Genomic DNA, 12,728 nt, shown 5'->3' with positions numbered 1-12,728 from the left:
GACATCCTTCCACCGGCGGAGGAGCGGGGGTCAGGCGCGGCGGGTGAGGCGGCCGCCGCCGTTGCGGAAGCGGGCCTGCCCGTCGCGGACGTCGTGGAAGGAGACCAGCAGCAGCCGCAGGTACCCGTCGAAGGACTCCAGCGGGTAGTCCGCCGGCGCGAACAGCCCCGGCCGGATGGGGACGTACCGCTGCGGCGGCCCGGAGATCGCGCCCCCGGCGAACTGGGTGAAGATGTGCTCCTGCGACGCGTCCGCCGGCTCGTAGACCGTCCGCTCCTCGAGCTGCCCGTCCACGATGCTCACCTCGATGCGGAGCTGGTCGGAGCGGTAGGTGCCGGCGTACGGGGTGAGGTCGACGTCCTGCTCGACCTCGGTGATCAGCCTGGGGATCGCGACGCCCAGGTGCTCGGTCAGCAGCCACTGCAGGAGCTGGTCCTGGAGCAGCAGCGCCGCCGGGTTGTTGCCGAAGGCGACGAAGACCAGGTCGTGTTCGGGCAGCACGCACAGGATGGAGACCCCGCCGGGCGAGGCGCCCGACATGGCCAGGACGGTGGTCTCGCCGAACGGGTACAGGACCCAGCCCAGGCCCATGGGCGGCGAGTTGGGGGTGTCCAGGTCGAAGGAGACCTGCTGCATCAGGGCCGTCGACTCGGCCGACAGGATGCGGGCGCCGGTCGGGGCCACGCCGCCGGCGAGGTGGGTGCGGCCGAAGGCGAGCAGGTCGGCGACGGTGCCGATCGGGGTGCCGCCCGCCGGTCCCCAGGTGTCGGGCAGGGTGAACATGCCGGTCGGCCGGGCCGACATCGTCTCGACGTCCAGGAAGTGGCCGATCGCGGTGCTGCGCAGGATGGCCTCCTCCGCCGAGGTGCTGGAGTCCGTCATGCCGACCGGGCGGTAGATGTCGCGGGCGAGCAGTTCGGGGAAGGACAGGCCGGTCACCACTTCGAGCACGCGGCCGGCGACGATCATGCCGCCGTTGGAGTAGCTGAGCTGCTCGCCGGGCTCGAACAGGGCGCCGCTGGTACGGGCCAGGCCGTGGACGTAGGTCTTGAGGGCGTCGCGGCCCTTGTCGGCCGGGAAGTAGAGGTCGGCGTCGATGCCGTTGGTGTGCCCGATCAGGTGGCGCAGGAGGATCTTGTCCGCGACGCCCGGCTCGGTGAGCGCGAAGTCCGGCAGGTAGCGCACGACCGGCGCGTCCAGGTCGAGCACGCCGCGCTCGACCTGCTGGAGGACGAGCGTGGTGGTGAGGACCTTGGTGACCGAGCCGAGCAGGAAGCCGGTGTCCTGGAGCATCGGGGCGCCGGTGGTGACGTTGGCCAGGCCGTGGGCCACGACGACCTGCTCGCCGGCGTGGTAGAGGCCGGCGGCGAAGCCGGGGATGGCGTTGGCCTCGCAGCCGGCGGCGATCTGGTCCTGGAGGCGGGTGGCGGCGGTGTGGAGCGCGTTGTTCGTCATGGGGCAATCGTGCGAGGTTCCCCTTGGGGGAAGGTCAAGCCCATTCGGCATCCTCCGAATGGAGGATGGGCGGTGTCGTCCGTCCGCCGTCCAGGTGCGCACGGTCGCACGATTCGCCGGGAGGGGCCTCTCTTCCAGACTCGAGGAGACATCGAGTCGAGGAGAGAACATGGTTGCCACCCTGGGGTTGCGCCCGGTCGGCGAGGGCGAGCGGCAGCTCGCTCCCGACCTGGCCAGAGGGGCCATGCTGGCGTTGATCGCCGTGGCCAACTCCGCCGTCTACCTGTACGGCCGGCCGTACGGCGTCCGGCAGCACATCGTCGAGCACGACCTTCCGGACCGGGTGGCCGCGGCGCTGACCATGTCGCTGGTCGACGGGCGGGCCTACCCGATGTTCGCCGCGCTGTTCGGCTACGGGATGGTGCAGATCTGGAACCGGCGGCGCGACGACCTGGAGGGCCGGCGGGTGCTGAAGCGGCGCAGCCTGTGGCTGCTGCTGTTCGGCGCGGTCCACGCGTTACTGCTGTTCTCCGGGGACGTGCTCGGGGTCTACGGGCTGGTCGGGCTCGCGCTGGTCCGGTTGCTGCGGGTGCGTGACCGGACGTTGCTGGTGCTCGGCGCGGTGTGGCTGGTCCCGGTCGCGTTGTTGTCCGCGCTGGCCTACAGCACGCCGGCCGGGTCGGGCGAGCGGAGCATCTTCTGGTCGCTCGCGGTCGAGGACCCGCTGACCGCGCTGGGGCTGCGGCCGATCGAGTGGGTCATGACGCCGGTCGGGATGACCGGGGTGTTCACCGCCGCGCTGGTGGGCGTCTGGGCGGGGCGGCGGGAGCTGCTTGCCGTACCGGATGGTCTGGTACGGCGGGCCGCGCTGTGGGGGCCGCTGCTGGGTGTGGCCGGGGGGCTGCCGGTGGCGCTGGCGGCGACCAAGTTCGTGGACGTCACCGACCCCGGCGCGATCGTGGGGCTGAACGCGTTGCACGTGGTCACCGGGATCGCCGCCGGGCTGGGGTACGCGGCGGTGATCGGCCTGCTCGCGCAGCGGATCGGGGCCCGGCGCGGAGTGATCGTGACCGCGTTGTCGGCCTGCGGGCAGCGGTCGATGACGTGTTATCTTCTCCAGTCGGTGGTCTTTGTGGCGCTTTTGCCCCCTTATACGATCGGGCTCGGTGGCCGGTTGGGATCCGCCGCGACGGTCGCGCTCGCCCTCGGCACGTGGGCCGCGACGGTGGTGGCGGCCGAGGTCATGCGCCGGACGGGAGTGCGCGGACCGGCCGAGACGCTGCTGCGGCGCCTGACCTACCGGCGCAAGTGAGGGCGAGGGCGGCATGGTCAAGGACTGGGAGAAGGCCTGGCGAACCCTGCTGCTGTTCCTGCTCGGCGTCGCCGCCCTGATCGCGGTGGCCGACTCGTCGGTGCCGCTCACCGAACGGGCGGTCGACGCCGGGCTGTCCCTGCTGCTGGCCGGCTGGCACTGGTGGATGGTCATGGCGCACCCCGCCTGGCCCGAGCGCGAACTGCTGCCGATGGCGGTCTACTTCGCCGTGCTGGTCGCGGTGGCCGGGGTGCTGTTCGCGCGGCATCCGGCCTACGGGCTCCTGGTGCTGGCCTGCTTTCCCACCGCCTTCGCCACGTTGCCCGGCGTCTACGCCTACCTGGGGGTGGCGGTCACGTCCGTGGTCGCGGTGGGCGGCCCGAACGCCCTGCTGTCCAACGAGGGACCGTGGTCGGTCGCCCTGGCGGTCACCGGGGCGGCGCTGGCGGCGTTCATCGGCTGGAGCATCCGTGCCCTTGAGGCGGAGATCGAGCAGCGACGCGCCGCCAACCAGGCGCTGGCCGAGGCCAACGAGGCGCTGGAGAGCGCGAACCAGCGCCTGGCGCGGCTCGGCCAGGAGAACGCCGAGCTGCAGGGCAGGCTGCTGGCCGCGGCCCGGCAGACCGGCGTCACCGGCGAGCGCAGCCGGCTGGCGCGGGAGATCCACGACACCGTCGCGCAGGGCCTGTCCGGCATCGTCACCCAGCTCGAAGCCGCCGAGGAGGCTGCCCACGACGCCGAGTCGGTACGGCGGCGCCTGGCCGTCGCGCGGACCCTCGCGAGGGAGAGCCTGTCGGAGGTGCGCCGCTCGCTGGACGACCTGCGGCCGGGCCCGCTGACCGGGACCCGGCTGCCGGAGGCGCTGTCGGCGCTGGTGGCCGAGTGGGGCGCGGTGCACGAGACGACCGCCGCCTTCACCGTCACCGGCACCGCCCGGCTGCTGCACCCCGAGGTCGAGGTGACGGTGTACCGGGTCGTGCAGGAGTCGCTGGCCAACGTGGCCCGGCACGCCCGAGCGGGCAAGACCGGCGTCACCCTGTCGTACATGGAGGATGTAGTGGTGGCCGATATCCGCGACGACGGCGTGGGCTTCGCCGCGGCCGAGCCCTCCGGCACCGGCTTCGGGCTCACCGCCATGCGGCAACGGGTCGTACGGCTCGCCGGGCGGGTCGAGGTCGAGTCGGCCCCCGGCCAGGGCACCGCGATCAGCGTGACCGTCCCCGCCATCCCGGCCGCGGCCGAGCGGGAGCCCCGATGAGCACCCGGCTGGTGATCGTCGACGACCACCCTGTCGTGCGCGACGGCCTGCGCGGCATGTTCGTCGAGCAGCCCGACCTGGAGGTCGTGGGCGAGGCCGAGGACGGCGAGCGCGGCCTGGCCGTGGTGCTGCGCGAGCGGCCTGACGTGGTGCTGACCGACCTGCGCATGCCCGGCCTCAGCGGGGCCGAGTTCATCGCCCGGCTGGCCGAGCGGGTGCCGTCGGCGCGGGTGCTGGTGCTGACCACCTACGACGGCGACCAGGACGTCCTGCCCGCCCTGGCCGCCGGTGCGATCGGCTACCTGCTCAAGGACTCCCCGCGCGACGAGGTCTTCCGCGCCGTGCGGGCCGCCGCGGCGGGCGAGTCGGTGCTCTCCCCCGCCGTGGCCGCCCTCGTGCTCAACCGGGTGCGCACCCCGCCCCCGGCCGAGCTCAGCGAACGCGAGCGCACCGTGCTCTCCCTGGTGGCCCGGGGCGCCACCAACAAGGAGGCGGCCGCGGCGCTGTTCATCAGCGAGACGACGGTGAAGACCCATCTCGCCCACATCTACACCAAGCTCGGCGTCTCCGACCGAGCCTCGGCCGTGGCCACCGCCTACGGCCGAGGCTTACTGCCCTAGGCGGTTCAACGCGCGGCGTGGTGCCGGCGGCGCAGGACGGTGGCTGCGATGAGGACGCCGAGCAGGACGAGGGCGGTGTTGACCGCGATGGCGAGGGTGACGCCGTGCAGGATGGCCGCGCCGGTCATCGCGCCGGCGGTGGCGGCGGTGACCACCGCGGACATGATCGGGGTGCCCAGCGTGATGCCGACCTGCTGCGACATGGACGCCAGGCCGGTGGCCAGGCCCTGCTCGTGGTCGGGCAGGCCGGTGGTGGCGGTGACCATGAAGCCGACGATGACCAGCATGTTGCCGACGCCGCCGAGGAAGGTGGCGGGCAGGAGCAGGGCCAGTGAGGCTGGGCCTGTGCCGAGGAAGAGCAGCGCGGCGGTGAAGGCGGCCTGGAGCAGCCCGCCGGCGACGAGGGCGGTGGTCGCGGAGGTCCTGGCCATGACCTTCGGCGCGATCAGGCCGCCGATCACGGTGCCCGCGCCCAGGACGCCGAAGGAGATGCCGGCGGTGAAGGCGGAGAAGCCGAGCGTCTTCTGCAGGTAGAGGGTGAGCAGGTAGACCAGCGAGGTCTCGGTGGCGAAGGCGATCAGGCCGAGGATGTTGCCCCAGGCCACGGTCCGCTTGCGCAGAACGTGCACGGGCACGAGCGGCTCGCGGGTCCGGCGCTCGACGAAGTAGAAGGTGATCATCAGCACCACGCCGGCGAGCAGCGAGAGCAGCGCGACGGGGTGGGTCCAGCCGTGCTCACCGGCCTGGGTGAGGCCGAAGACCAGGGCGAGCAGGCCGAGGGTGACGGCCGCGGCGCCGGGCAGGTCGATGCGGGGACGGGTGACCGGCCGGGACTCCTTCAGCACCGCCGGGGCGATCAGCAGCACGGCCAGCGCGACCGGCACGTTGACGAAGAAGGCCCACCGCCACGAGAGCAGGTCGGTCAGCACGCCGCCGAGGACGGCGCCCGCGGTGAACCCGGCCGACATCAGGGCGCCGTTGAGCCCGAGCGCCTTGCGGCGCAGCGGCCCTTCGGGGAAGGCGGTGGTCAGCAGCGAGAGCCCGGCCGGGGTGGCCGCGGCGGTCGCCAGTCCCTGGGCCACCCGGGCGGCGATCAGGATCTCCGGCGTCGTCGCCAGGCCGCCGACCAGGGAGGACAGGCCGAGCAACGCCAGGCTGCCCAGGAAGATCCGCCGCCGGCCCAGCAGGTCACCCACGCGGCCGAACAACAGGGTGAAACCAGCCGCCGGCAGGGCGAACGCGGTGGCGATCCACTGCAGCCCGGACAGCGAGAAGCCCAGGCCGTCGCCGATGGCGGGCAGGGCGATGTTCAGGATGGAGAAGTCGACGGCCAGCATGAACTGGGCGACCAGCAACACCACGAGGACCACTTTGAGGCGGCCGGTGAGGCGGGGGGTCTCGGGCGCCCGGGCGGGTGCGGTCATGGTCATGGGAGGTCCTTCCACACAGTAAACGGGTCTGTAGTTCCGTTACGATGGAAGAAACCTAGCACCATCTCCGCCCTTAAGGGAACTGGATTCCCGTTTGGAGGCTTCATGACCACCACCCCGCCGCCCGGCAGCGTCCGTCCCGGCGGGCGTACGGCCCGCGTCCGGGACGCCGTACTGCAGGCCGCGGGCGACGCCCTCGCCGCACGCGGCTTCCACGCCCTGGACCTGGCCGAGATCGCCCGCGCCGCGGGAGCCGGCAAGACCACCGTCTACCGGCGCTGGGGCACCCCCGGCCATCTGGCCGCCGACCTGCTGGAGGAGATGGCCGCGCAGTCGCAGCCCCGCACGCACACCGGTGACATCGCCGCCGACCTGCGGGCCAACGCCCGGCTCGTGGTCAGGACGCTCACCCATCCCCGGCAGGGCCCGCTGTTCAAGGCGCTCATCGCCGCCTCGCTCTGCGACGAGCAGGCGGCTGTGGCGCTGCATCGGTTCTACGCGGTCCGGATCGCCGAGTGGGCCGGGTGCGCCGCCGACGCGGTGGAGCGGGGCGAGCTGCCGCCCGGGACCGACCCGCACCGGGTCATCGCGGCGGTGTCCGCGCCGCTCTACTACAGCCTGCTGAACACCGGCGAGGCGCTGGACGAGCAGGCCGCCGACCGGGCCGCCGAGGCCGCGCTGGCCGCCGCCCGGGCCGGGATCCTGGTCAGGACGGAAGGGTGACGGTGAGGTAGGGCTCCAGCGAGCGCAGGAAGTCGGGGGCGTCGAACATCGCGCCGGCGGAGGCGACGCCGCTGGCGCGGACGCGGCCGGACAGCACGCGGTCGAGGGCCTCCACGACCAGCGGGGCGGTGATGGCGTAGATGTCCTGGCCACGGGCGGTGGCCCGGCGTTGCTCCCCGCCCGACGTGACCAGCACGTCGACCACGAAGGTCTGGTCGGAGCGGCCGAGGTCGTCCACCGCGGCCGGGGCCGGGGTGCTCTGGTCGGCCAGGTCCCGGGCCGCCTCCAGGGTCATGTAGGTCCGGACCTCGGGGACGGGCAGGTGGCTGGGCACGGTGACGATGTCGGCCATGCTGAACTCCGCGACCACCGGGCGGCGGCCGAGCGGCTCGGGGAAGCTCCAGTCCTGCTGGGTGACCGCATCGTCGTGGTACTGCAGAGCACCGCCGGCGAAGCGGACGCGGCGGCCGGCCCGGCGCTCGTGCGAGACCTGGCCGGCGGCGCGGGTGCCGGGCGTGGGGTGCCAGCTGCTCAGGCCGTAGGCCACGTGGACCTCGTCGGCCGAGGTCCAGTCGCCCAGCGCGGCGGTCACGAGCAGGTCGCCCAGGCCGCCGTAGAAGGCCATCGCCGGGATCACCGGGGTCTCGGCGGCGGCGAAACCGGCCAGGGTGGCGGCGTTGGCCTCGATCTCGGCGGCGACGTCGAGGTACGGGATGCCGGCGCGCAGGGCGGCCTCGACGAGCGGGGTGGCGGTGGTGGCGAAGGGTCCGGCGCAGTTGATGACCGCCGCGGCTCCGGCCAGGGCGCGATCCAGCGCGGCGGGGTCGTCCACGGAGGCCGGGCGGGCTTCCAGGGGGGTAGCGGCTTGCCGTACCTGCTGGGCCAGGGCTTCGGCGTTGCGGCCGGACAGGATGGCGGTGAAGCCGCGGCGCCGGAGCTCGGCGACGACGAAACGGCCGGTGTGACCGGTGGCGCCGTAGACCACCACGGACTGGGAGTGCGTCATGCGCCCAGTTTGGTGCGCGGTGGGCTGCCGGTGTGAGGGTCCGGAACGCCATCATGCGTACACTTTCGGACATGCCTACCGTCGCCCTCCTCGCCGCCGGGAACCTGCTGCACTTCGAGTTCGGCGTGGCCTGCGAGATCTTCGGCAACCCGCCGCGCGAGGCCACGAACGGCTGGTACGAGGTGCTGCTGTGCGGCCCCCGGCCGGTGCGGGTGGGGCCGTTCCTGGTGGAGCCCGAGCACGGGCTGGACCGGCTGGCGAGCGCGGACACGGTGATCGTCCCGGCCTGCGCGGACGTCGACGAGCCGCTCGCGGCCGAGGTGGTCGACGCGGTGCGGGCGGCGCACGAGGCCGGGGCGCGGGTGGCCTCGTTGTGCACCGGCGCGTTCGTGCTGGGCGCGGCCGGGCTGCTCGACGGGCGGCACGCCACGACGCACTGGGCGCACACCGAGGAACTGAGCGCGCGGCACCCGCTGGCGATGGTCGACCCGGACGTGCTCTACACCGACAACGGCAGCGTGCTCACCGCGGCGGGCAAGGCCGCCGCGGTGGATCTCTGCCTGCACCTGGTGCAGCTCGACCACGGCGCGGCCATCGCCAACTCGGTCGCGCGGCGGCTGGTCATGGCGCCGCATCGAGCCGGCGGGCAGGCGCAGTTCGTGTCCACGCCGGTGCAGGCCGGCGGTGATCACGCGCTGGCGGGGGTGCTGGCCTGGGCGCAGGAGCGGCTGGACCAGCCGCTCACCGTGAGCGACCTGGCCCGGCGGGCCAACACCAGCACGCGCCACCTCGGCCGGCTGTTCCGGGCGGCGCTCGGCCAGCCGCCGCTGCAGTGGCTGCTGACCCAGCGCGTACGGCGGGCCCAGGAACTCCTGGAAGCCACCGACGAGAGCGTCGAGGCGGTCGCCGTCGCCACCGGGATGGGGACGGCGACGACGCTGCGCCGCCAGTTCAAGCGGGTCGTCGGCGTGCCGCCGGACAGCTACCGGCGCGCCTTCCGCACCGGCTAGACGCCCATGATCTCGGTGACGGCGGCGGCCAGCTCCGCCGGTGTCGGGGCCGAGGCCGGGTCGACGAGCCACTGCATGAGCAGCCCGCTCAGCATGGCCTGGTAGTACGAGCCCAGCCGCCGCGCCCGCTCCGGCTCGGCCTCGGGATCCACCCCGTGGAAGAGCTCGGCCAGCCCGAGCCGCCCGGCGTTCAGCCCGGCTGCGAGGTGGGCCCGCACCTCGGGCAGGTGGTCGATCTGCCCGACGATCTCGAACTGGGTCAGCCAGAGCGGCCTGAGCGTCTCGAACGAGGCCATCACCTTCTCCCAGGCCGCCTCGAACCGCGCCATCGGCGCGACGCCGGGATCGCCGGCCGAGACCAGCGCGGCGGCGAGCTCGTCGCCCCATTCGCGCATCGCCTCGAAGAGCGCCTCGTTGAGCAGCGCCTCCTTGGAACCGAAGTGGTAACCGATGCCGGCGAGGCTGACGCCGGCGGCGGTGGCGATGTCGCGGGCGGTGGTGCGCGTGTAGCCCTTCTCCACCAAGCACAGCTTGGCGCCCGCGAGAAGGTCCTCCCTGTTTCCCATGGCCACAACCTAACACAAGCGTCTTGCACAAACGTCTTACACAGTTGTACCGTTCGAGGCATGGACATCCTGATCTCCGGGGCGAGCATCGCCGGCACCACGACCGCCTACTGGCTGCGCCGCTACGGCCACACCGTCACCGTCGTCGAGCGCGCCCCGGCCATCCGGCCCGGCGGCTACAAGGTCGACATCCGCGGCGCCGCCCTCGACGTGATCCGCCGGATGGGCCTGCTCGACCAGGTCAGGGCGCACAGCACCGACATGCGCCACGCCACCCACTACAACCGGGCCGGCAAGCCGGTCGCGGTGATGGACGCGGCGATCTTCGGCGGCCGGGAGGGCGAGGACGAGGAGATCATGCGGGGCGACCTCAACCGGCTCCTGTTCGACCTGACCCGGGACGAGGTGGAGTACGTCTTCGACGACACGATCACCGCCATCGCCGACGACGGCACCGTCACCTTCGAAAACAGCGCGCCCCGCGTGTTCGACGTCGTGGTCGGCGCCGACGGCGTGCACTCCACCACCCGCCGGCTCGCCTTCGGCGACGAGTCGCGCTTCGCCCGGGAGATGGGCCACTACGTCGCCATCTGCAGCGTGCCCAACCACCTCGGCCTCGACCGCGAGGAGGCCTGCCACGTGGCGCCCGGCCGGACCGCCATGGTCTACAGCACCCGCGCCGCCACCGACGCCAAGGCGCTGTTCCTGTGGTCGTCGCCGGCGCTCGACCACGACCGCCGAGACGTCGCCGCGCAGAAGCGGCTGCTCGCCGAGGCCATGAGCGGGCTGGGCTGGGAGGTCCCGGCGCTGCTCGAGCACGTGGAGCGGGCCCAGGACTTCTACTTCGACAGCCTCACCCGCATCCACCTCGACACCTGGTCCGCCGGCCGGGTCGTGCTCGTCGGCGACGCCGCCTACTGCGCCTCCCCCGCCTCCGGCCAGGGCACCAGCCTCGCGCTGGTCGGCGCCTACGTGCTGGCCGGCGAGCTGGCGCGGGGCGACGGCTTCGCCGGCTACGAGCGGGAGATGCGGGCCTTCGCCGAGGCGAACCAGAAGCTGGCCGACACCAACCTCAAGGGCATGGTGATGCCGTCGGCGGTGGCGATCTGGATTTCCATGAAGGTGTTGTCGCTGGTGCCCAGGCTGCCCATGCGCAACGCCATGGTCGAGCGCATCGCCGGCCCGATCCGCGAGGCGGCCAACGGGATCGAGCTCAAGTCCTACCTGTAGGAGGCGGGGGTGGCGTGCCTGGCACGCCACCCGGCTTGTTTACGTAACCATGCTCCACCATACTCGTCGATGTTTACGTAACCATATGGAAGGGTCAGACGTGACTGCACACCACAGCGGCCGGTGGCTTCGCTGGCCTTCGGGCGAGGAGCGGATCGGCTACGGGGCGGACTACAACCCTGAGCAGTGGCCGAAGGAGATCTGGGCCGAGGACGTGCGGGAGATGCGCCGCGCCGGGGTGAACATCGTCTCCCTGGCGATCTTCTCCTGGGCCAGGCTCCAGCCCCGGCCCGAGGAGTGGGACTTCGGCTGGCTGGACGAGATCATGGACCTGTTGCATGAGCACGGCATCGCGGTGGACCTGGCCACCGCGACCGCCTCGCCGCCCCCGTGGCTGAGCACCATACACCCCGAGATCCTGCCCGTGGACCACGAGGGACGCACCCTGTGGCCCGGCGCGCGACAGCACTGGCGACCCACCTCGCCGGTCTTCCGCTCCCACGCCCTGCGGCTGGTGCGCGCCCTGGCCGAACGGTACGGCAGGCATCCGGCCCTGGCCGCCTGGCACGTCTCCAACGAACTGGGCTGCCACAACGTCTATGACTACTCCGACGACGCCGCCCGAGCCTTCCGCACCTGGCTGCGCGAACGCTACGGGAGCGTCGCCGAGCTGAACCGCGCCTGGGCCACCACGTTCTGGTCGCAGGGCTACGGCGAATGGGACGAGATCCTGCCGCCGCGCCTGGCCGCCTCCTACGCCAACCCCACCCAGCAGCTCGACTTCAAGCGCTTCTCCTCCGACGCGCTGAAGGAGCATTTGCGGGCCGAGCGCGACCTGCTGCGCGAGCTGACCCCGGACATCCCGATCACCACCAACTTCATGGTCATGGGCGAGACCAAGGGCATGGACTACGCCGACTGGGCCGCCGAGGTGGACTTCGTCGCCAACGACCACTACCTGCTGGCCGGCCCGCAGTCCCGCGAGGAGCTGTCGTTCTCGGCCAACCTGACCGGCTCGCTGGCCGGGGGCCGCCCGTGGTTCCTGATGGAGCACTCCACCAGCGCGGTCAACTGGCAGCCGATCAACCTCGCCAAGCGCCCCGGCGACCTGGCCCGCGACTCGCTCACGCACGTCGCCTACGGCGCTGACGCGGTCTGCTTCTTCCAGTGGCGCCAGTCCGCGGCCGGGGCGGAGATGTACCACTCGGCGATGGTCCCGCACGCCGGCACCGACAGCGCGGTCTTCCGCTCGGTGGTCGAGCTGGGCGCCACCCTGCGGGCGCTGGCCCCGGTCGCCGGCACGCGCCGCCGGCCCGCCCGGGTCGCGATCGTCTTCGACTGGGACTCCTGGTGGGCCGCCGAGCTCGACTCCCATCCCACCTCCCGGCTGCGCTACCGGCAGGAGGCACTCGACTGGTACACCGCTCTCCTGGAGGCCGGCGTGCGCGCCGACGTGGTCGGCGTGCGGGAGGCCTTCGAGGGCTACTCGCTGGTCGTCGCGCCGATCCTGCACGTGGTGCCGCAGGAGCTGGCCGACCGGCTCGCCGGCTTCGTGGCCGGCGGCGGGCACCTGGTGACGACCTACTTCTCCGGCATCGTCGACGAGCACGGTCATGCCTGGCTCGGCGGCTACCCCGGCGCGTTGCGCGAGCTGCTCGGCCTGCGCATCGAGGAGTTCGGGCCGCTGCCCGACGGGGCCGAGGTCGAGCTCGACCTCGGCGTGCGCGGCAGCCTGTGGACCGACCGGATCGACCTCGCCGACCCCGACGTCAAGGTCGTCGCCGGCTACACCACCGGCGAGCAGGTCGGCCGGCCCGCGATCACCACCCGCCTGGCCGGCACCGGCTCCGCCTCCTACGTCTCCACCCGGCTCGGGCCCGGCGGGCTGGCCCCGGTGCTGGAGCACCTGCTGGCCGTCAGCGGCGTGCGGCCCGAGCACGGCCTCGGCGGCCGGGTCGAGCTGGCCGTCCGCACCGGCGCCGACGCCGACTACTGGTTCCTCATCAACCGCACCGACGACCCCGTCGAGCTGGACGGGATCGACGGCGAGGTCCTGATCGGCGGGCCGGTTCTGGGCCCGCGCCAGGTCACCGTCCTGCGCCGCGCCCGCTGAGGACG

The 12,728-nt window shown here is 72.8% G+C and carries 11 protein-coding genes; 7 read left to right on the top strand and 4 right to left on the bottom strand.

What is annotated here, in order from left to right:
• Positions 1 to 30: 30 nt before the first annotated feature.
• Entirely contained in the window at positions 31 to 1,455 is a 1,425-nt protein-coding gene (locus AB0I67_RS27550) for a serine hydrolase domain-containing protein (RefSeq protein WP_357928813.1), read from the bottom strand.
• Positions 1,456 to 1,624: 169 nt separating this feature from the next.
• Between AB0I67_RS27550 and AB0I67_RS27545 the strand changes: the two genes are divergently transcribed.
• From AB0I67_RS27545 to AB0I67_RS27535, 3 genes are read left to right on the top strand one after another with little or no spacing between them, the layout of a single operon-like run.
• Entirely contained in the window at positions 1,625 to 2,767 is a 1,143-nt protein-coding gene (locus AB0I67_RS27545; RefSeq protein WP_357928810.1) for a DUF418 domain-containing protein, read from the top strand.
• A 13-nt stretch (positions 2,768 to 2,780) separates the two neighbouring features.
• The gene (locus tag AB0I67_RS27540) at positions 2,781 to 4,025 is read left to right on the top strand and encodes a sensor histidine kinase (RefSeq protein WP_357928808.1); all 1,245 of its coding nucleotides are present in this window, start codon (positions 2,781 to 2,783) and stop codon (positions 4,023 to 4,025) included.
• On the top strand, positions 4,022 to 4,645 hold the full coding sequence (locus tag AB0I67_RS27535) for a response regulator transcription factor (protein ID WP_357928805.1): 624 nt from the start codon (positions 4,022 to 4,024) through the stop codon (positions 4,643 to 4,645). Before AB0I67_RS27540 ends, AB0I67_RS27535 begins: the two co-directional genes overlap by 4 nt.
• 5 nt (positions 4,646 to 4,650) lie before the next feature.
• On the opposite strand, the gene AB0I67_RS27530 is transcribed toward AB0I67_RS27535, so the two are convergent.
• Positions 4,651 to 6,075 carry an MFS transporter gene (locus AB0I67_RS27530; protein ID WP_357928803.1) on the bottom strand — a complete coding sequence of 475 codons (1,425 nt, stop codon included), beginning with the start codon at positions 6,073 to 6,075 and terminating at the stop codon, positions 4,651 to 4,653.
• Between the two features lie 105 nt (positions 6,076 to 6,180).
• On the opposite strand from AB0I67_RS27530, the gene AB0I67_RS27525 reads away from it, so the two are divergent.
• The gene (locus AB0I67_RS27525) at positions 6,181 to 6,798 is read left to right on the top strand and encodes a TetR/AcrR family transcriptional regulator (RefSeq protein ID WP_357928800.1); all 618 of its coding nucleotides are present in this window, start codon (positions 6,181 to 6,183) and stop codon (positions 6,796 to 6,798) included.
• On the opposite strand, the gene AB0I67_RS27520 is transcribed toward AB0I67_RS27525, so the two are convergent.
• Positions 6,782 to 7,804, bottom strand: a complete 1,023-nt coding sequence (locus AB0I67_RS27520; protein ID WP_357928798.1) for a saccharopine dehydrogenase NADP-binding domain-containing protein — start codon at positions 7,802 to 7,804, stop codon at positions 6,782 to 6,784. The genes AB0I67_RS27525 and AB0I67_RS27520 overlap by 17 nt on opposite strands.
• Positions 7,805 to 7,875: 71 nt before the next feature.
• Between AB0I67_RS27520 and AB0I67_RS27515 the strand changes: the two genes are divergently transcribed.
• The gene (locus tag AB0I67_RS27515; RefSeq protein ID WP_357928795.1) at positions 7,876 to 8,814 is read left to right on the top strand and encodes a helix-turn-helix domain-containing protein; all 939 of its coding nucleotides are present in this window, start codon (positions 7,876 to 7,878) and stop codon (positions 8,812 to 8,814) included.
• Here the strand turns inward: AB0I67_RS27515 and AB0I67_RS27510 are convergent.
• Positions 8,811 to 9,380, bottom strand: a complete 570-nt coding sequence (locus tag AB0I67_RS27510; protein ID WP_357928793.1) for a TetR/AcrR family transcriptional regulator — start codon at positions 9,378 to 9,380, stop codon at positions 8,811 to 8,813. The genes AB0I67_RS27515 and AB0I67_RS27510 overlap by 4 nt on opposite strands.
• Positions 9,381 to 9,440: 60 nt before the next feature.
• On the opposite strand from AB0I67_RS27510, the gene AB0I67_RS27505 reads away from it, so the two are divergent.
• Complete coding sequence (locus tag AB0I67_RS27505) at positions 9,441 to 10,610, top strand: FAD-dependent monooxygenase (protein WP_357928791.1); 1,170 nt, start codon at positions 9,441 to 9,443, stop codon at positions 10,608 to 10,610.
• Between the two features lie 100 nt (positions 10,611 to 10,710).
• Entirely contained in the window at positions 10,711 to 12,723 is a 2,013-nt protein-coding gene (locus AB0I67_RS27500) for a beta-galactosidase (RefSeq protein ID WP_357928788.1), read from the top strand.
• The last annotated feature ends 5 nt before the right edge of the window (positions 12,724 to 12,728 follow it).

It is taken from the genome of Nonomuraea sp. NPDC050310, from assembly GCF_040655795.1.
Classification (GTDB): domain Bacteria; phylum Actinomycetota; class Actinomycetes; order Streptosporangiales; family Streptosporangiaceae; genus Nonomuraea.
The sequence above is the reverse complement of the archived record's forward strand: the minus strand, read 5'-3'. Positions and strand labels throughout refer to the sequence as shown.